Origin of the sequence: Methylobacterium sp. J-059 (genome assembly GCF_022829485.1) — a bacterium.
GTDB lineage: Bacteria > Pseudomonadota > Alphaproteobacteria > Rhizobiales > Beijerinckiaceae > Methylobacterium.
Genome location: NZ_JAKSYA010000123.1, coordinates 104,468 through 123,232, shown reverse-complemented (window position 1 = coordinate 123,232; position 18,765 = coordinate 104,468). Strand labels below are relative to the sequence as shown.

Below are 18,765 nucleotides of genomic sequence, written 5' to 3'. Positions count from 1 at the left end.
CCTGTGCGCCCGTCAAAGCCTCCGTTGTGCGGGGAGACCGGACAGGCTATGGCTGGACGCGACGGTGCCCCGGAGACGGGGTGAAAAGGGAATGCGGTGAGGGGAAACCCGATGCCGCGGCTGCCCCCGCAACTGTAAGCGGCCAGGGTCCCCACGGCGATCCGAGCTTCGTTGAACCGACCTGTCCGAGATGGGACTGCGTTGCGGATCGAAGCCCGGAACGCCGTGGGAGCCCTCAGCTCCTGCCTTCGGCCACCGATGTTTCGGGAAGGCGGCAGGCGCTGCGATCCGCGAGCCAGGAGACCTGCCGTCCCCCGCGCTTTCTCGAACGCCGCCGGCGGGGCGGCCGGAGATGTTGTCGACATGACCACCCAGACCCTCACCCAGACCGGCACCCGCGCGAACGAGGGCTTCGTCGCCATCGTCGCCGCCGCCATGCTCGGCCTCGGGCTCGTGTTCCTCGCCGGCTTCTCGCCGGCCTCGGCGCTGCACAACGCGGCGCACGACTTCCGGCACACGCAGAACTTCCCCTGCCATTGACCGCCTGAACCCAGGCGTTCCCATGCTCATCCGGCTCCTGTCGGCGGCGCTCGCCGCCGGCTTCCTCGCGGCCGTCCTCGTGACGGGGCTCGAGCTCGCGCTCACCTCGCCGCTGATCATCGCCGCCGAGCACTACGAGACCCAGGCCGCTCCCGGCGCCGCCGCCTCGGCGGCCCCGCTGGCCGGGCGCCTGCCGATCGTGCTCGCCCATGCCGGGCACGACCACGACACCAAGGCCGAGCCGGAATGGCAGCCGGCCGCCGGCCTGCCGCGCATGCTGTTCACCGGGCTCGCGACCCTCGTCGGCGGGATCGGCTACGCCCTGCTCCTCGGCGCGGTGATGCTGGCCACCGGCCGCGAGCCGTCGCCCGAGCGCGGGCTCGCCTTCGCGGTCGCCGGCTTCCTCGCCGTGGCGCTCGCGCCGGCTCTGGGCCTGCCGCCCGAGCTGCCCGGCAGCGAGGCGGCCCCGCTGGCCGCCCGCCAGGTCTGGTGGGTGATGACGGCGTCGGCCACCGCGATGGGGATCTATCTCATCGCGATCCGCCGGGTGCCGATCACCATCCTCGGCGGAATCGTGCTCATCGTCGCGCCGCATCTGGCCGGTGCGCCGGAGGTGGCGGCGACGCCGTCCGAGCTTCCCGCCGGCCTCGCCGCGCAGTTCGCCGCGCGCTCGCTCGCCATCGCCTTCGTGTTCTGGGCGGTGATCGGCTTGGCCTTCGGGCGCGCCTGGCAGACCTTCGGCCCGAAGGCCGCGGCAGGCGCCCGTGGCTGACACGATCCTTTACGTCTGCACCACCTGCCGGATGGAGAGCGATGCGCCGGACGGCCCGCGCGCGGGCGCCCGCCTCTTCGACGCGTTGCGTGCGCTTCCCGCCCCCGACGGCGTGACGATCGAAGCGGTCGAGTGCCTGTCGGTCTGCAAGCGGCCCTGCACCGTCGCCGTGGCGGCGGAGGATCGCTGGACCTACGTCTACGGCGACCTCGACCCGGCGGATTCCGCACGCATCATCCTCGACGGCGTCGGCCTCTACGCCGGCACGCCCGACGGGATCGTGCCGTGGAAGCAGAGGCCGCAGGAATTCCGCAAGGGCGTCGTCGCCCGCATCCCCCCGTTTCCGCCGCGCGCGGCCTGAGCCATCGGCGAGATCCCCATGAGCATCGTCCAGAAGATCCCCTGCACCATCGTCACCGGCTTCCTCGGGGCGGGCAAGACGACGCTGGTGCGCCACGTGGTCGAGAATGCCGGCGGGCGCCGGCTCGCGATCCTCGTCAACGAGTTCGGCGACATCGGCTTCGACAAGTCGTTCCTCGCCGCCTGCGGCATCGAGGGCTGCACCGAGGATTCGATCGTCGAGCTTCCCAACGGCTGCATCTGCTGCACCGTCGCGGACGACTTCGTGCCGGCGATGACGGCTCTTCTCGATCGCCCGAACCCGCCCGAGCACATCCTGATCGAGACGTCCGGCCTCGCCCTGCCCAAGCCCCTGGTCCAGGCGTTCCAGTGGCCGGCGATCCGCTCGCGGGTGACCGTCGACGGCGTCGTCGCGGTCGTGGACGGGCCGGCGGTCGCCTCGGGCGCCTTCGCCGAGGACCCCGAGGCTCTGGCCAACCAGCGCGCCGCCGATACGGCGGTGGACCACGACAACCCGCTCGAGGAGGTGTTCGAGGACCAGCTCCTCTGCGCCGACCTCGTCGTGCTCAACAAGGCGGATCTTCTCGACGCCGCCGGCCTCGCGCAGGTGCGGGCCGAGGTGGAGCGCCAGCTTCCCCGCGCGGTGAAGGTGGTCGAGACCGCCTACGGCAAGATCGACCCGCGGGTGCTGCTCGGCCTCCAGGCCGCCGCCGAGGACGACCTCGACGCGCGCCCCTCGCATCACGGCGCGGGCGAGGATCACGACCACGACGACTTCGAGACCGTGGCGCTCCCGGTCCGCACGGCGATCACCGCCGCCGACCTCGCCGCCCGCGTCGAGAAGGCGGCCGAGACCGAGGGCGTCCTGCGGATCAAGGGCTTCTGCGCCGTCGAGGGCAAGCCGATGCGCCTCGTGGTGCAGGGCGTCGGCCGCCGCATCACCCATCATTTCGACCGTCCCTGGACGGCGGCCGAGCCCCGCGACGGCACGCTGGTGGTGATCGGCCTGAAGGGCTTCGACCAGGGCGCGGTCGCCGAAGCGCTCGCCGGCTAGGGGTTGTCCGCCGCACAGGCTACACTGCGCGTTTTCACGACCACCGCAGATTCCGGGATGCTGGACCGCCGACTTGAGCCGATGAGCATCGATGCGTTCTTCGCCTGGCAGGAAGCCCAAGCGGAGCGGTACGAGCTCGTCGGCGGCGTGCCGGTGCGGATGATGGCCGGGGCGCGCAACGTTCACGACGACATCGTCGTGAACATCCTCGCATGGTTGCGCACGGCCCTACGCGGAAGCGGATGCCGTCCGTTCACCGGGGACGGCAGCGTCGAAACGCTGCCCGGCCAGATCCGCCGCCCCGATATCGGGGTCGATTGCGGATCCCGCGATCCGAACGCGCTGAAGGCGGCGCAGCCGCGGCTGGTCGTCGAGGTGCTATCGCCGAGCACGCGCGACTTCGATGCGTTCGAGAAGCTCGGCGAGTACCGCACGATGGCCGACCTGGAGCATATCCTGCTGGTGGAACCCAATGCGGCGGAACTCCGCCTCTGGACGCGTGATCCGGACCGGCATTGGGCTGAGACCCGTCTTCTCGGGCTCGACGCGACGGTCCCGCTCTTGGCGTTCGGGATCGCCATGCCCGCGGCCGAGATCTACGACGGCGTCGCGTTTCCGAGCCGGCCACGCCTCGTCCCCGACGAGCCGGGCGGCTCCGCAGGCTGACCATCGCATGCACCTGATCCGCATCGATACGGTGAGCCTCGACGACGGCGAGGCGGCGGTCGATCTCGGGCAACAGCCTGGCGACGTCGTGTTCCTGTCGTTTACGGATTCCGACCTGCTCGGCGTCGCCAATGCCCACGCGGCCTGCGGCCCGGGCTTCCCGTCGCTGCGCCTGGCCAAGCTGTCGCGCCTGCGCCACCCGATGTCGGTCGATCTCTACGTCGAGACCGTGGTGGCGAAGGCGAGGATCGTCGTGATCCGCTGCCTCGGCGGCCTCGACTACTGGCGCTACGGCGTCGAGCGCTGCGCCGCCGTCGCACGGGCCGCCGGCATCCCGCTGGTGATCCTGCCCGGCTGCGACCGGCCCGACCCGCGGCTCGCCGAGCTCTCGACCGCGCCCGACCTCGCGCCGGTGCTCGACGGATATTTCCGCGCCGGAGGCCCCGAGAACCTGCGCCGCATGCTCGGGCGCCTCGCGGCCGAGATCGGCGTCCCGACCGCCGTCGAACCGCCCGAGACCTTGCCGCGCGGCTTCGCATGGTGCCCGGGCTGCGGACCGCTCGGCCTCGACGCGGCGCTCTCGCTCGGCGCCTCGCCGCTCGCCCTCGGCGCGCCCGGCGCGGCTGCGCCGCACGCGCTGATCCTGGTCTACCGCTCGGCGGCTCTCGGCGGCGACGGCGCACCCGCCAACGCGCTGGCGGCCGCCCTCCGTGAGCGGGGCATCGGAACGCTGACCCTGGCGGTGGCGAGCCTCAAGGATGCGGAGGCGGTCGACGCGGTGCGCGCGGCGATCCGCGCGCGGAAACCCGACCTGATCGTTGCCGCCACCGCCTTTTCGGCGCGCGAGGATGCCGGGTTCGTCCTCGACGCGGCCGATTGCCCGGTGCTGCAGGCCTTCACCGTCGGCAGCCCGCAGGAGGCCTGGGAGGCGTCGGCACGGGGCATGAACGCGGCGGACCTCGCCATGCAGGTGGCCCTGCCGGAATTCGACGGCCGCCTCTCGAGCTTCCCGATCTCGTTCAAGCAGGAAACGGACGCGGCCGACGGCTACGCCGAGCGCCGCGCGGTGCCCTACGCGGCCGGCATCGCGGCGCTCGCCGACCGTGCCGCCGCCTGGCTGCGCCTGGCCGCGACGCCGCGCGGGCATCGCCGGATCGCCTTGGTCCTTTCCGACTACCCGTCCCGCGGCGGCCGCGCCGGCTTCGCCGTCGGCCTCGACACGCCGGAGAGCGCGCGCGCGATCGTGTCGGACCTCGCGGCGGCCGGCTACGCGGGCCCATCGCTGCCGGAGGCCGCCGCCCTGATGCAGGCGTTGACGGACGGTGCGCCGGACTTCGCGATCCCGCTGCCCGATTACGCGGATTGGCTCGCGACGCTACCGGAAGATTCGCGCGAGGCGCTGATCGAACGCTGGGGCGAACCCGAAGCCGACCCGACGTGCCGCGACGGCGCGTTCCGCTTTCGGATGGTGGATGCCGGGGGCGACACGCCCCCTTCCCCCGCAGCTGGGGAAGGGGAAGACGACGCGTCAGGCCGTATCGCGATCTTCCTCCAGCCCGACCGCGGCCGGTCGGACGACCGCAAGGCCGGGTACCACGATCCCGACGAGCCGCCGACGCACGCCTACCTCGCGTTCCATCTCGGCCTGCGCCGGCATTTCGACGCCCTGGTCCATCTCGGCACCCACGGCACCACCGAATGGCTGCCCGGCAAGGCCGTCGCGCTCGCGCCTGCATGCTGGCCCGCGCGGGCGATCGGCGCCCTGCCCGTGGTCTATCCGTTCATCGTCGACGATCCCGGCGAGGCGGCCCCGCTGAAGCGCCGCCTCGGTGGCGTCGCGCTGGGGCACCTGACGCCGGCGATCGAGGCCGGCAGCCTCGAGCCGGAGGCGGCGCGCCTGCGCGAGCTCGTCGAGGAGTACAGTGCCGCGAGCGTCCTCGACCCGCGCCGCGCGACGCTGATCGCGCGCGCCATCCTCGATGACGCCGAGGCGGCCGGGCTGCTGGCGGGCGCCGGAATCGACGCCGACACGCCGATGACGGACGCGCTCGCGGCGCTCGACGCGCACCTGTGCGACCTCGGCGAGACCGCGTTCCGCGACGGGCTCCATGTCTTCGGCCGCGCACCGAACGGCGCGCCGGACGCGGTCGTCGCGAGCGCGCAGGCCGAACGGGCGGGGCTTCTCGCCGCCCTCGACGGCCGATTCGTGCCGCCGGGCCCATCCGGATCGCCCTCGCGCGGGCGCACCGACGTGATGCCGACCGGCCGCAACCTGACGACGCTCGATCCGCGTTCGCTGCCGACCCGCGCGGCGACGCTGCTCGGCGAGAAGGCCGCTGCCGCCATCGTCCTGCGCCACCTTCAGGACGAGGGCGAGTATCCCGCCCGGATCGTCATGGACCTGTGGGCCTCGCCGACGCTGCGCACCGGCGGCGAGGACGTGGCACATGCCCTCGCTCTCATGGGCGTCCGCCCGACCTGGGACCACGCGACCACCCGCGTCACCGGCTTCGAGGTGCTGCCGCTCGCCCTGCTCGACCGGCCGCGCATCGACGTCACCTGCCGCGTCTCGGGCGCGTTCCGCGACACCTTCCCGGACACCCTCGCCCTTCTCGACCGCGCCGCACGGGCCGTGGCGCAGCGCGAGGAGGAGGAAGACGAGAACCCCCTCGCCGCAGCCCGCCGCCGTGGCGAGGGCCAGGCTCGCATCTTCGGCGCCGCCCCCGGCCGCTATGGCGCCGGCGCCGCCGAGACGGCGCTCGACGGCGCATGGGCCGAGCGCGGCGATCTCGGGCGCGCCTATCTCGCGGCGAGCACCCATGCCTACGGCGACGCGGAGGGTGCGGATGCCGGCTTCGCCCAGCGGGTGGCGCAGGCCGACGCCTATCTCCACGCCTTCGACGTGGCCGAACGCGACCTGTTCGACGGCGATGCCGCCGCCGATGCGATGGGCGGGTTCGCCGCCGCGGCCGCCCTCGGGGGCGGCACGCCGACCCTCTACAGCCTCGATGCCGCGAGCCCGGAGACGCCGAAGGTGCGCACCGCCCGCGAGGACGCCGCCCGCCTCGTCCGCGCCCGGCTCGCGAACCCGCGCTGGATCGCCGGACAGCTGCGGCACGGCTATCGCGGCGCCCAGGAACTCGCTCAAGGGCTCGATGCGGTGTTCGTGCTGGCCGCGACCACCGACGCGGTGAGCGATGCCGACTTCGACCGGCTCTATGGCGCCTGGATCGCCGATGCGGAGACCTTCGACGCGTTGTGCACCGCCAATCCCGCGGCGACGCGTGCGATCCTGGAGCGGTTCGACGAGGCCCGCGCCCGCGGCCTCTGGACCAGCCGGCGCAATGCGATGCCGGCCGACGAATTGATGCCGCAGGCGGCGGAATGAGCGCGCCGCGTCGCGTCCTGTCGGATGCCGCGAACCGCCGCGGTTGGTGCCCCAGCCTCGCGCGGCCGATGCCGACCGGGGACGGCCTGCTCGCCCGCATCCACCCGCCCCTCGGCATCCTGACGCGCGCGCAGATCCGTGCCGTGGCGGCGGCATCCCGTGCTTTCGGCAACGGCCATGTCGACGTCACGGCGCGCGCCAACCTACAGCTGCGCGGTGTCACCGAGGCGACCCGGCCGGCCCTCGTCGTGGCGCTGGGCGGGGCGGGCCTCGGCGACATGCGCGCCGACGGCGGCCCGCAGCGCCTCACCCTCACCAGCCCGCTCGCCGGCCTGACCGCGGAGGCCGTGGATGTCAGGGCCATGGCATCCGCGATCGAGGCGCACGGCCTCGCGATCGCCGGGCTTCCGCCGAAGACCCTGGTGCTGATCGAGGGCGGCGGCACCGACCTCTCGGGAATCGCGGCCGACATCCATGTGCGCGCGACCGGGCCGGGGATCGCGGCCGTCGGCCTCGCGGACGAAGCGGGCGTGACGTGGATCGCGACGTGCGACGAGGCGCGAATCGCCGAGGCGGTCGCGGGGCTGCTCCGGGCGTTCGCCACCAGCGGCCGCCGCCGCATCCGCGACCTCGATGCTACGGAACGTGGGAGCCTTGTGCCGGCATTGTACGCCACCCTCGCCGACGAGCCCCCTCCCCCCTCCGTGGGGGAGCGTGGCCCACCCTCCCCCGCAGAGGGGGGCGGGAAACCCGCTTTGTCCGACCGAGCATCTTCGTGCCTCGAGATCGCGGCACCCTTCGGCCGCTGCACGGCGGCGATGCTGGATCGGCTGGCGGAGGTCGCGGACGGGCTCGGCATCGACGAGGTCCGCGTCTCGCCGACGCGCGGCTTCGTGCTGCCGATGCGTGGCGTGCCGTCACTTCGCCGCGGCGAGGCCCTTGCCGACCTCGCCGCCGCCGGCTTCGTCACCGCACCGGACGATCCGCGTCGGGCGGTGGCGACCTGCCCCGGCGCGCCGGCCTGCGCCTCGGGCTCGACGCCGACGGGCACGGATGCCGCACGGCTCGCCGAGGCATTCCGGCCGTTCGCCGCGAGCGGGATGACCGCGCACGTCTCCGGCTGCACCAAGGGCTGCGCCCATCCGGCCCGCGCCGACCTGACGCTGGTCGCCCGCAACGGACGCTACGGCGTCGTCCTCGACGGCTCGCCCGGCGATGCGCCGGCTCTGGAACTGACTTTCGACGCGGCGCTGGAGCGCGTATGGAGGGCGAAATCCGGCACGCTGGCACAGGCGTTCGGCCCCTCCCCCTCCCCTCGGCAAGCCTTCGCCGAGCCAGCCATCGGGACCACGATATGAGCGCCCGCCACGAATACCTGCGCGACGGCGGCGCGATCTACGCCCGGTCCTTCGCGATGATCCGTGCCGAGGCCGACCTCGCGCGCTGGTCCGGTGCGGCCGAGCGCGTGGTCGTGCGGATGATCCACGCCTGCGGCATGACCGACCTGCCGGCGGACGTGGAGATGTCCGAGACTTTCGCCCACGCCGGCGAGGCGGCTCTGCGCGCCGGCGCGCCGATCCTGTGCGACGTGCGGATGGTCGCCGACGGCTGCACCCGCGCCCGGCTCCCGGCCGAGAACCGCGTGATCTGCACGCTGACCGACCCGCGCGTGCCGGCGATGGCGGCCGAGATGGGCACCACGCGCTCGGCCGCCGCGATGGAGCTGTGGCGCGAGCACCTGCCCGGCAGCGTCGTGGCGGTGGGCAACGCGCCGACCTCGCTGTTCCGCCTGCTCGAATTGCTCGACGAGGGCGTCGCGCCGCCGGCGGCGGTGATCGGCATCCCGGTCGGCTTCATCGGCGCGGCCGAATCGAAGGAGGCGCTCGCGCGCGACGGGCGCGTACCGTTCGTCGTCGTGCACGGGCGGCGCGGCGGCAGCGCCATGGCCGCGGCGGCCGTCAACGCGCTCGCCAACGAGATCGAGTGATGGACTCGGCCGAGAACCGCTTCGCGGAGGAGCCTGCCGAGCAGCCGGACAGGCCGATCGCGGTCGTCACCGGCACGCTGTTCGGCGTCGGCATGGGGCCGGGCGACCCGGACTACCTCACCGTTCGCGCGATGCGGGTGCTCGAGCGCGCGCCGGTGCTGGTCCACTTCTGCAAGAAGGGCCGGCGCGGCAACGCCCGCACCATCGCCGATGCCGTGCTCCCGCCGGACGCGACCCGCGAGTTCCCGCTGGCCTACCCCTACACCACAGAGCTGCACCCCGATCACCCGGACTACGTCTCGGCGCTCGCCGCCTTCTACGACGACGCGGCCGGGCAGCTCGCCGACCACCTCGGCGCGGGTCGCGACGTGGCGATCCTGTCGGAAGGTGACCCGTTCTTCTACGGCTCGTTCATGCATCTGTGGCGGCGGCTCAAGGACCGCTTCCCGGTCGAGGTCGTGCCCGGCGTCACCGGCATGTCCGGCTGCTGGACCAAGGCCGGGACGCCGATCACCTGGGGCGACGACGTGCTCACGATCCTGCCGGCGACGCTGCCGGCCGCCGACCTCGCGGCCCGCCTCGCCACGACCGACGCCGCCGTGATCATGAAGCTCGGCCGGCACCTGCCGAAGGTCCGCGCCGCCCTGCACGAGGCCGGCCTTCTGGCGCGTGCGGTCTACGTCGAGCGCGGGACCATGGCCGGCGAGCATGTCGTGCCGCTGGCCGACAAGCCGGACGACGCGGCCCCGTACTTCTCGATGGTGCTGGTGCCGGGCGAAGGGCGCCGGCCGTGAGCGGAAGCCTCGCGGTCATCGGCCTCGGGCCGGGCGATGCCGGGTTGCTCACCGCCTCGGCGCAGGCCGCGCTCGATGCGGCCGAGGACCTGATCGGCTACATTCCCTACGTCTCGCGCGTGCCGGATCGGCCCGGCCTGACTCGGCACGCCAGTGACAACCGCGTCGAGGTCGACCGCGCCCGCCATGCGCTGGAACTCGCAGCCTCCGGCCGGCGGGTGGCCGTGGTCTCGGGCGGCGATCCCGGCGTGTTCGCGATGGCAGCGGCGGTCTTCGAGGCGGTGGAGCACGGCGATCCGGCCTGGCGCCAGCTCGCGATCACCGTCGAGCCGGGCATCACCGCGATGCTGGCGGCCGCCGCGCGCCTTGGCGCGCCGCTCGGCGGCGATTTCTGCGCGCTCTCGCTCTCGGATAATCTTAAACCGTGGGAGGTGATCACGGCGCGGCTCGACGCGGTGCTGCGCGCCGACTTCGTGGTCTCGCTCTACAACCCGATCTCGTCGGCGCGGCCCTGGCAGCTCGGCAAGGCCCTCGGGATCGCCGCCGAGATCCGCGACCCCGACACGCTGGTGATCTTCGCCCGGGCCGTCACCCGGCCCGACGAGGCGATCCGCGTGATGACGCTGGCCGAGGCCCGCGACGCGACCGCCGACATGGCGACGATGGTCATCATCGGTGCCTCGACCACCCGGCTGATCGAGCGCGGGCCGGGCGAGCGGCCGTTCGTCTACACGCCGCGCAGCGTCGCATGATCGCGGCCCGCGCCGACGAGCCGCTCGACGGCCGCGGCGGCATCGGCGACCGCGTCGACCATCGGCTTCCACGGCTGGCGGACGATCACCACCGGCAAGCCGAGTGTCCGCGCAGCGGCGATCTTTCCGTAGGTCGCCGCCCCCCCGGCATTCTTCGTGACGAGCACGTCGACCGACGCGTCGCGCATCAGCGCGACCTCGGCGGCGGCGTCGAACGGTCCGCGCGCGCGGATCGCCGTGAGGCGCGGGACCGGCAGCGCATCCCCGAGCGGCTCGATCGTGCGCACGACGTAGTCGTGCTGCGGCGCGGCCGCGAAGGCCGCGACTTCCATGCGGCCGACCGTGAGGAAGACGCGGCGCGGAACGTCCCCCAGCGCCGCGACGCAATCGGCTACGGTGTCGACCTCGGTCCAGGCGTCTCCAGGCATCCGCGTCCAGGCCGGGCGGCGGATCGCCAGGAGCGGGACGCCGGCAGCTTCCGCGGCCCCATAAGCGTTCCTACCGATGCGTGCCGCGAAGGGGTGGGTGGCATCGACAAGCCGGTCGATCGCCTGCTCGCGCAGGTAGCAAGCCAAGCCCTCCGGGCCGCCGAATCCGCCGATGCGGATTGGAACCGCGTCGACGACCGGCGCCGCGGTGCGCCCGGCCAGCGACAACGTGACGGAGAGGCCGGAATGGGGGAGAAGGCCGCGGACGAGGGCGCTGGCCTCCGTCGTGCCCCCGAGGATGAGGATCCGCATGGCCGCCTTGTCCGATAGGCCCGAACCGGTGTCGAGGCCCGATCCCTGGCTCGCGATCGTCGGCATCGGCGAGGACGGCCGCGACGGGCTCTCCCCCGCCGCCGGCGCGGCGCTCGACGGCGCCCGCCTGGTCTATGGCGGCCGTCGTCACCTCGCGCTCGCCGGCCCGCTCGACGCGGAGCTGCGAACCTGGCCGAGCCCGATCTCCGACGCCTACCCTGAAATCCTGGCGCGGCGCGGGACGCCGACCTGCCTGCTCGCGACCGGCGACCCGTTCCACTACGGCATCGGCGCCGAGATCGCCCGGATCGTGCCGGCCGCCGAGATTCGGGCATTTCCGCAGCCCTCGGCCTTCAGCCTCGCCTGCGCCCGCCTCGGCTGGCCGCTCGCCGAGTGCGCCTGCCTGACGCTGCACGGGCGGGCGCTCGCGCAGATCGTCCGCCACCTGCAGCCGAACGCCCGCCTGCTGGTGCTGTCCTGGGACGGCACGACGCCGGCGGCGGTCGCCGCGCTGATGACCGAGCGCGGTTTCGGCGCATCGCCGATCACCGTATGCGAGGCGATGGGCGGCCCGCGCGAGACCGTTTGGACCCGATGCGCGCGCGATTTCGACCTCGGCGACGTCGACGCCCTGAACACCCTGGCGATCGAGGTGGTGGGCGAGCCCGGCTGCCGGCCGGTCGGCCTCGCCCCGGGGCTCGACGATGCGTGGTTCGAGAACGACGGCCAGCTGACCAAGGCCGAGATCCGCGCGGTGACGCTGGCGGCGCTCCGCCCGCTCGCCGGCCAGCTGCTGTGGGACGTCGGCGCCGGCGCCGGCTCGATCGGCATCGAGTGGATGCTGCGCCATCCCGCGATGCGGGCGACCGCGATCGAAGCCCATCCGTCTCGCGTCGAGCGGATCGCCCGCAACGCGCAGACCCTCGGCGCCCCCGGGCTGACCATCGTCCACGGGGTGGCGCCGGATGCGCTGACCGGGTTGCCGGCGCCGGATGCGATCTTCATCGGCGGCGGCGTCTCCGCGCCGGGCGTTCTGCCGGCGGCGCTCGGCGGCCTGCGGTCGGGCGGCCGGATCGTCGCCAACGCGGTGACGCTGGAGGCCGAGGCGGTGCTGCTCGCCGCCTTCTCGACCCGGGGCGGAACGCTGCGGCGCCTGTCGATCGCCCGCGCCGATCCGGTCGGCGGGCTGCACGGCTGGCGTGCGGCGATGCCGGTGACGCAATGGGCCTGGACCAAGCCGTGACCGGGACCCGCCTCGTCGCCGGCATCGGCTTCCGCCACGGCGTGCCCCCCGACGCGATCGTCGCGCTGATCCGGCGGGCGATCGCGCAGGCGGCGTGCGAGGGGGCGCTCGTCGCGATCGCCACCGCCGCCGACCGAGCCGATGAGCCGGCGATCCGGGACGCCGCCGGCGCGTTCGGCCTGACGCCCGTCGCCGTCGATGCCGAAGCGCTTCGCACGGTCGACCCGCGCGTGCTGACGCGCTCGGCCCGGATCGAGCGATCGCGCGGCGTCGGCTCGCTCGCCGAGGCGGCGGCGCTCGCCGTCGCCGGCGAAACCGGACGCCTGATCCTCGCCCGCATCGACGACGGACGTGCCACCTGCGCGCTCGCGGCGCGGGGCCTAGCGAGCGACGAGGCGATGCGCGAGGCCGATGAGGCCAGCGCCCTCTTCCGTCCCCCCTCTGCGGGGGTAGGGAAGGATGCGGGCGCCGTTAGCCGATCGAAGACACCCATATCCCAGCGCGCCCGAACGGCGCAGATCGTGACCGCATGACCGTCCATTTCATCGGCGCCGGGCCGGGCGCTCCCGACCTCATCACCGTGCGCGGGCGCGACCGGATCGCGGCCTGTCCGGTCTGCCTCTATGCCGGCTCCCTTGTCGCGCCGGAGATCCTCGGCTGGTGCCCCCCGGGCGCGCGGATCATCGACACCGCGCCGCTCGACCTCGACGCGATCGTCGCGGAGATCGAGGCGGCGCATGCCCGCGGCGAGGACGTGGCCCGGCTGCATTCCGGCGACCTGTCGATCTGGAGCGCGCTCGCCGAGCAGATGCGGCGGCTCGACCGGATCGGGATCGCCTACACCGTCACGCCGGGCGTCCCGGCCTTCTCCGCGGCGGCGGCCCTGCTGAAGCGCGAGCTGACCGTGCCGGGCGTGGCGCAGTCGGTCGTCCTCACCCGCACCTCCGGGCGGGCGAGCGCGATGCCGGAGCGCGAGACGCTGGCCGGCTTCGCCGCCACCGGCGCGACGCTGGCGCTGCACCTCTCGATCCACATCCTGGACAAGGTCGTCGCCGAGCTCGTGCCGTTCTACGGCGCGCCCTGCCCGGCCGCCGTGGTGTTCCGCGCCTCCTGGCCGGACGAGCGGGTGATCACCGGAACGCTGGCGACGATCGCGGGGCAGGTCGCCGGATCCGGGATCGAGCGCACGGCGCTGATCCTGGTCGGGCCGGCGCTCGGCGCCGAGGATTTTCGCGAGAGCGCGCTCTACGCGGCCGACTACGACCGCCGGTTCCGGCCCGGCGGGGCGGTCGGCAGCACGGGCATCGACAACGAGGACGCGAACGCATGAGCGTTCCCGGCATCCTCGTGGCCGCGCCGCGGTCGAGTTCCGGCAAGACCACAGTGACGCTCGCGCTCATGCGCGCGCTCGCCCGTCGCGGCCTGCGCGTCCGCGGGGTCAAGTGCGGGCCCGATTACATCGACCCGGCCTTCCACGAGGCGGCGACCGGCTTTCCGAGCGTCAACCTCGACAGCTTCGCGATGGGCCCTGCCCTCCTCGACGCGGTCGCCGGGTTCGCCGTGCGGGACGCCGACATCGTCGTGGCGGAAGGATCGATGGGGCTGTTCGACGGCGTCCGCGCCGGCGAGGGCCGCACCGGCGCGAATGCCGACATCGCCGCCCGCTACGGCTGGCCCGTGCTGCTGGTGCTCGACGTGTCGGGGGCGGCGCAGTCGGCGGCGGCGATCGCGCTCGGCTGCTCGCTCTACGATGCGCGCGTCAGAATCGCGGGCGTGGTGCTGAACAAGGTGGCCAGCGCCCGCCATCGCCGCCTCGTCGAAGCCGGGCTCGCCCGCGTCGGGATCCCGGTCCTCGGCGCGCTGATGCGGGATGCGTCGCTGGTCCTGCTGGAGCGCCATCTCGGCCTCGTGCAGGCGCGGGAGACCTCCGACCTCGACGCCCGTCTGGACCGCCTCGGCGACCTCGCCGTCGAAGGTCTCGATTGCGATGCGATCCTGGCCGCGGCCGGCGGCGCGGTTCCCGCCGGCGCGGGCGCCCTCCCCCGCCCGCCGGGGCAGCGCATCGCGGTGGCGGCCGATGCCGCGTTCAGCTTCCTCTATCCGCACCAGGCGGCAGGCTGGCGGGCGGCGGGCGCGGAGATCGTATCGTTCTCGCCGCTCGCCGACGAGGCACCGAGCCAGGGGTGCGACGTGTGCTGGCTGCCCGGCGGCTATCCCGAGCTCCATGCCGGCCGGATCGCCGCGGCGACGAACTTCCTCGGCGGCCTGCGCAGCTTTGCCGAGACACGGCCGGTGCACGGCGAGTGCGGCGGCTACATGGTTCTGGGCGAGAGCCTCGAGGATGCGGCCGGCATGCAGCATCCGATGGCCGGGCTTTTGCCGGTCGCGACCTCGTACAAGTCGCGCAAGTTGCATCTCGGGTATCGCGTCGCACATCCCATCGCCGATGGGCTTCTGGGGCGGGCGGGGCTGCGCCTCGTCGGCCACGAGTTCCACTACGCGAGCGAGTCGAACCCGCCGCCCTCCGAGGACGAAGCGTTCTGTCGGGTCGCCGACGCGGAAGGGACGGATCTCGGGTTTGCCGGGCATCGGCGCGGCCGCGTCACCGGCACGTTCTTCCACCTGATCGCGCTCGACGACTGACGGACGACGACGGTGGGCCGGCAGCGCTCAGCGATCGGAGACGAGCGCCGCCCCGATCGGGGCGGACCGTCCCGGCTCACTCGGCGGCTTCGGCCTCGGCCGTGTCCGCCTGGCCATGGCCGAGCTTGGCCACCGTCCGCACGATCGCGAGCACGTCGCGGCGCATCTGGTCGTTCTCGATCAGCGCGTAGGCCCGCAGCAGCTCGATCGCGCCGTGGGCGCTGAGGAAGCCGAACACGTCCTCCTTCGGCGCCGCGCCCTCCTCCTTCTCTTCGAAGAAGGCTGAGACCGGAACCTCGAGCAGGCGCGCGATCTCGCGCAGGCGCCCCGCGCCGACGCGGTTCTGCCCCTTCTCGTACTTCTGGACCTGCTGGAAGGTGACGCCCACCGCCGTCCCGAGGGCCGTCTGGCTCAGCCCTCGCGCCTTGCGGAGCGCGGTGATGCGGAGACCGACGAGGCGGTCGACGTCGGTGGTCTGTTTGGGCATCATCGTCAGACACAATCCCATTTCGCGGTCGCGACCGGGTGGGTGACCGTCATCCTCGGACGGTCGACACGCCGACCGGGAGATTGACAGCCGGTTGCGGAGGCCGCCACCTACCTCGCGCCCGTCACGGTGCCGTGCCAACGTCTTGTCAGAGCGAAGGGATAGCCACCTGAGCGCCTCAACTGAAGACAACTAGGACACGAAATAAATCTGAATGCAAGCTTAGATCGATCAGATCGAGGCCTTGTCACGACGTTTGCGCTGCGACGCTACGAGCCTGCGCTAAAACTATAGTATGTTGGTTCGACAGGTGGCGTCGGCCTACCGAAGCGGTCCTCGGTACGAATTACGCAGATTCGGGCGTTGGAATCAGGGTGGTGGCGAGATGCCACCACATCATGGAGAGATCGATGTTCATTGCGATGAATCGTTTCAAAGTGGTTAAGGAATCGACAACGGATTTCGAGCAGGTCTGGCTCGGCCGCGACAGTCATCTCGGCGAGATGCCGGGCTTCGTCGAGTTTCATCTTCTGCGCGGACCCGAGGCGGAAGATCACGTGCTCTACGCCTCGCACACGATCTGGCGCTCCAAGGCCGATTTCGAGGCCTGGACCCGCTCCGAGCAGTTCCGCAAGGCGCACGGCCGCGTGCCGACGACGAAGCCGCTCTATCTCGGGCACCCGCAATTCGAGGGCTTTGAGACGATCCAGACCGTCGGCGGAGCGAGCGGCGACGTCGCAGCGGCCTGATCACACGGCCTCGGCGTCCCGAAGGCGGGACGGCCAAGGTTCCTCCATCCCGGCCGCCGGCTCGTCCCCTCCGGCGTGATGCGAGCGGGGCGCGATCGGCGTCCCCGCATCGAAAACGGTTCCGGCACGCTCGAAGCCGAAGCGCGGCGGGCCGCCGACGCATGGACGCCAAAGCGCGTCTTCGGCACGCATCGCTGCATCCGGCCGCGTCGGCACGAGGGGCGTGCCTCCGACCCGCACCGGAACCGCCATCACTCGAACGTGAAGCTTGACCGTGAAGCCGTCGGGTCCGTGACGGCGTAGGTCGGCCGCTGCGATTCGATTGCGCGTGATCGACGCGATCCTGACGAAACCCTCTCTCAGTAGTTTGCTCGCGTTGCGAGGCGCTGGTCGGACCCTTAAGGCCGGGTCATCTCGCGCAAGGTGACGGGTGTCGTGATCGCGGCCCTACGCTTGCTCCATAGTCCAAGAGTGCTCTTCTCGACGCGCGATCCGTGTCGTTTCGGGACACCGTCCGGTTCAGTTCGGAACATGGCGCGCCAGATGTTTCAAGATCGCCTGCCTGAGACTTTCCAGCCGCTGCCGACTTCGGCGGAGCGACGGCGCAATGTATGGACGGCGCTGCTCCCGCGTCGGAGCCGCGGCGCGTTCCGCATCGGCATCTCGGCCTCGGTGGCGATGACTGACATCCTGTCGATCGTCATCACGACGATGGTGGTCGAATACGGCTATTTCTTCCTTCTGAACGGCGAGATGATGCCGTTCTCGGCGAGCTGGGGCCTGCAGCTCTCCGGTCTGCTGGCGATCGTCATCGTCGCGACGTCCGCCCTGCGCGAGGAATACGCGATCGAGGCGATGCTGGCGCAGAAGGCGTCGCTGCAGAAGAGCGCGGCCCGGTGGGTCGTCGCCTGGGCTGCGGCGCTCGTGGTCGGCTTCATCACCAAGACGACGAACGAGGTCTCGCGCGTCGTCGCCCTCACCGTGTTCGTCTCGGGCCTGCCGGTCTTGATGCTGGCGCATGCGGCGATGATCGGGCTCGTGCGCCGCAGCGTGACGCCGGCGTCCGCGTCGGTGAGCCGCGTCCACCTCGTCGGCTTCGAGGACGACATCGCCCGCTTCTACGCCAGCAACGAGGCCGATTCGCTCGGCCTGCGCGTCGTCGGCACCAGCTATCTCCGCCGGGTCGACGCCCGCGCGGACGAGGCCACCCGCCATGCGCAGATGTCGGAGGATCTCGACCTCGCGGTCTCCGTGGTGCGGTTCCTGCGCCCCGACGACGTCTTCATCCTCGTGCCCTGGGCCGACACCGCCGAGGTGGAGCGCTGCATCGACGCGTTCCTGCGGGTGCCGGCGGCGCTGCACCTGCGCCCGGGTTCCGTGCTCGACCGCTTCCCCGACATGCAGGTGTCCCGGGTCGGCCGCCTCTCCGGCATCAACATCGGCCGCCGTCCGCTGAGCATGGCCGAGGTGCTGCTGAAGCGCCTCCTCGACGTGACGCTCGCCACGATCGCCCTCGTCGCGCTGAGCCCGCTGCTCGCGGCCATCGCCGTGGCGATCAAGCTCGACAGCCCCGGCCCGGTGTTCTTCCGGCAGAAGCGCTACGGCTTCAATCAGCAACCCTTCGGCGTGTTCAAGTTCCGCAGCATGAAGGCCGAGGCGGAGGCGGTGTTCAAGCAGGCCTCGCGCAACGATTCGCGCATCACCCGCATCGGTGCCTTCCTGCGCCGGTCCAACCTCGACGAGCTGCCGCAGATCCTGAACGTGCTGAAGGGCGAGATGTCGCTCGTCGGGCCTCGCCCGCACGCGCTCGCGCACGACCGCAGCTTCGAGCGACGCATCGCCCTCTACGCGCGCCGACACAACGTTCGCCCCGGCATCACCGGCTGGGCGCAGGTCAACGGCCTGCGCGGCGAGACCCTGACCGACCTCGACATGGAACGCCGGGTCAACCACGACCTGCACTACATCGACAACTGGTCGATCTGGTTCGACATCCAGATCATGTTCCAGACGGTGTTCTCGCGCCGCGCCTACCGCAACGCGTTCTGAGCCGGAGATCCGCGAGCGGCGTCCCGGGATCAGTGGGCGCCGTCGGCCTGCCGCCCGTGGCAGGCGCCGCACTCGCCCTCGACCTCGAGGATCCGGCTCGCCGGGCGGAACCCCGCCCGCTCAAGGGTGCGCCCGAGCCCGGCCTCGATCTCGGGCGAGGTGGTCTCGTCGATGCCGCCGCAGCTCCGGCAGATCAGGAACACCAGCCCCTCCCCCGCGCCGTGCTCGTGCGCGCAGGACACGAACGCGTTGCGGCTGGCGATGCGGTGGACGAGGCCGTTCTCGGTCAGGAAGTCGAGCGCGCGGTAGACCGAGACGGCGGCCACCCGGCGATCCGGCCCGCTCAGGCGCTCGGCGATGTCGTAGGCACCCATCGGCTTGCCCGTCTCCGCGACGGCCTGCAGCACGTCGTGCCGCAGCTTGGTGAAGTGCAGGCTCCTGTCGCGGCAAAGCTTCGCGGCACGCGCCATCGTCGCGGCGGCGTGCTCCGCGCCGCACGCCTCCCCTTCGTGCCCGACGTGATCGTGCATCCCGATCCTTG

Annotated in this window: 19 protein-coding genes and 1 riboswitch; of the genes, 16 read left to right on the top strand and 3 right to left on the bottom strand. The window is 72.5% G+C overall.

Translation table 11 applies throughout. The annotated features are described in order from the left end of the window. Positions 1 to 45 precede the first annotated feature (45 nt). Positions 46 to 327, top strand: a riboswitch (cobalamin riboswitch). Positions 328 to 363: 36 nt separating this feature from the next. From MKK55_RS17830 to cobJ, 10 genes are all read left to right on the top strand, one after another. Further along, positions 364 to 540 carry a CbtB-domain containing protein gene (locus MKK55_RS17830; protein WP_147728670.1) on the top strand — a complete coding sequence of 59 codons (177 nt, stop codon included), beginning with the start codon at positions 364 to 366 and terminating at the stop codon, positions 538 to 540. Positions 541 to 562: 22 nt separating this feature from the next. Then, entirely contained in the window at positions 563 to 1,312 is a 750-nt protein-coding gene (locus tag MKK55_RS17825; RefSeq protein WP_243936867.1) for a CbtA family protein, read from the top strand. After that, positions 1,305 to 1,673, top strand: a complete 369-nt coding sequence (locus MKK55_RS17820; protein ID WP_147844509.1) for a DUF1636 family protein — start codon at positions 1,305 to 1,307, stop codon at positions 1,671 to 1,673. Before MKK55_RS17825 ends, MKK55_RS17820 begins: the two co-directional genes overlap by 8 nt. 18 nt (positions 1,674 to 1,691) lie before the next feature. Further along, on the top strand, positions 1,692 to 2,726 hold the full coding sequence (gene cobW / locus MKK55_RS17815; RefSeq protein WP_243936866.1) for a cobalamin biosynthesis protein CobW: 1,035 nt from the start codon (positions 1,692 to 1,694) through the stop codon (positions 2,724 to 2,726). Between the two features lie 81 nt (positions 2,727 to 2,807). Further along, on the top strand, positions 2,808 to 3,392 hold the full coding sequence (locus MKK55_RS17810; protein ID WP_243936865.1) for a Uma2 family endonuclease: 585 nt from the start codon (positions 2,808 to 2,810) through the stop codon (positions 3,390 to 3,392). A gap of 7 nt (positions 3,393 to 3,399) precedes the next feature. Then, entirely contained in the window at positions 3,400 to 6,780 is a 3,381-nt protein-coding gene (gene cobN / locus MKK55_RS17805) for a cobaltochelatase subunit CobN (protein WP_243936863.1), read from the top strand. Then, positions 6,777 to 8,138 (top strand): precorrin-3B synthase, encoded by a 1,362-nt coding sequence (gene cobG / locus MKK55_RS17800; RefSeq protein ID WP_243936861.1) that lies wholly within the window; start codon positions 6,777 to 6,779, stop codon positions 8,136 to 8,138. The genes cobN and cobG overlap by 4 nt, the downstream gene beginning before the upstream one ends. Next, complete coding sequence (locus MKK55_RS17795; RefSeq protein WP_243936859.1) at positions 8,135 to 8,767, top strand: precorrin-8X methylmutase; 633 nt, start codon at positions 8,135 to 8,137, stop codon at positions 8,765 to 8,767. Before cobG ends, MKK55_RS17795 begins: the two co-directional genes overlap by 4 nt. Further along, positions 8,767 to 9,561 carry a precorrin-2 C(20)-methyltransferase gene (locus MKK55_RS17790; protein WP_147843677.1) on the top strand — a complete coding sequence of 265 codons (795 nt, stop codon included), beginning with the start codon at positions 8,767 to 8,769 and terminating at the stop codon, positions 9,559 to 9,561. The genes MKK55_RS17795 and MKK55_RS17790 overlap by 1 nt, the downstream gene beginning before the upstream one ends. Next, complete coding sequence (gene cobJ, locus MKK55_RS17785; RefSeq protein ID WP_243936857.1) at positions 9,558 to 10,313, top strand: precorrin-3B C(17)-methyltransferase; 756 nt, start codon at positions 9,558 to 9,560, stop codon at positions 10,311 to 10,313. Before MKK55_RS17790 ends, cobJ begins: the two co-directional genes overlap by 4 nt. Here the strand turns inward: cobJ and MKK55_RS17780 are convergent. Continuing rightward, positions 10,289 to 11,053 (bottom strand): cobalt-precorrin-6A reductase, encoded by a 765-nt coding sequence (locus MKK55_RS17780; protein ID WP_243936855.1) that lies wholly within the window; start codon positions 11,051 to 11,053, stop codon positions 10,289 to 10,291. The genes cobJ and MKK55_RS17780 overlap by 25 nt on opposite strands. Between MKK55_RS17780 and cbiE the strand changes: the two genes are divergently transcribed. From cbiE to MKK55_RS17760, 4 genes are read left to right on the top strand one after another with little or no spacing between them, the layout of a single operon-like run. Further along, positions 11,052 to 12,296, top strand: a complete 1,245-nt coding sequence (gene cbiE, locus MKK55_RS17775) for a precorrin-6y C5,15-methyltransferase (decarboxylating) subunit CbiE (protein ID WP_243936853.1) — start codon at positions 11,052 to 11,054, stop codon at positions 12,294 to 12,296. The two genes, MKK55_RS17780 and cbiE, sit on opposite strands and share 2 nt — an antisense overlap. After that, entirely contained in the window at positions 12,293 to 12,829 is a 537-nt protein-coding gene (locus MKK55_RS17770; protein WP_313898972.1) for a cobalamin biosynthesis protein, read from the top strand. Before cbiE ends, MKK55_RS17770 begins: the two co-directional genes overlap by 4 nt. Continuing rightward, positions 12,826 to 13,626, top strand: a complete 801-nt coding sequence (gene cobM / locus MKK55_RS17765) for a precorrin-4 C(11)-methyltransferase (protein WP_243936851.1) — start codon at positions 12,826 to 12,828, stop codon at positions 13,624 to 13,626. Before MKK55_RS17770 ends, cobM begins: the two co-directional genes overlap by 4 nt. Next, positions 13,623 to 14,939, top strand: a complete 1,317-nt coding sequence (locus MKK55_RS17760) for a cobyrinate a,c-diamide synthase (protein WP_243936849.1) — start codon at positions 13,623 to 13,625, stop codon at positions 14,937 to 14,939. The genes cobM and MKK55_RS17760 overlap by 4 nt, the downstream gene beginning before the upstream one ends. A 76-nt stretch (positions 14,940 to 15,015) precedes the next feature. Here MKK55_RS17760 and MKK55_RS17755 read toward each other — a convergent pair whose 3' ends face one another. Further along, positions 15,016 to 15,429, bottom strand: coding sequence for a helix-turn-helix domain-containing protein (locus tag MKK55_RS17755; RefSeq protein WP_147727032.1), 414 nt, complete (start codon positions 15,427 to 15,429; stop codon positions 15,016 to 15,018). Between the two features lie 407 nt (positions 15,430 to 15,836). Here MKK55_RS17755 and MKK55_RS17750 point away from each other — a divergent pair, with 407 nt between their 5' ends. Beyond that, a complete protein-coding gene (locus MKK55_RS17750) occupies positions 15,837 to 16,175 on the top strand; it encodes an antibiotic biosynthesis monooxygenase family protein (RefSeq protein ID WP_147842240.1) in 339 nt (112 codons plus the stop codon). 543 nt (positions 16,176 to 16,718) lie between these two features. Next, positions 16,719 to 18,224 (top strand): undecaprenyl-phosphate glucose phosphotransferase, encoded by a 1,506-nt coding sequence (locus MKK55_RS17745; protein WP_147842239.1) that lies wholly within the window; start codon positions 16,719 to 16,721, stop codon positions 18,222 to 18,224. A gap of 29 nt (positions 18,225 to 18,253) precedes the next feature. Here the strand turns inward: MKK55_RS17745 and MKK55_RS17740 are convergent, their stop codons facing one another. Next, a complete protein-coding gene (locus MKK55_RS17740) occupies positions 18,254 to 18,754 on the bottom strand; it encodes a Fur family transcriptional regulator (RefSeq protein WP_279596258.1) in 501 nt (166 codons plus the stop codon). Positions 18,755 to 18,765 lie beyond the last annotated feature (11 nt).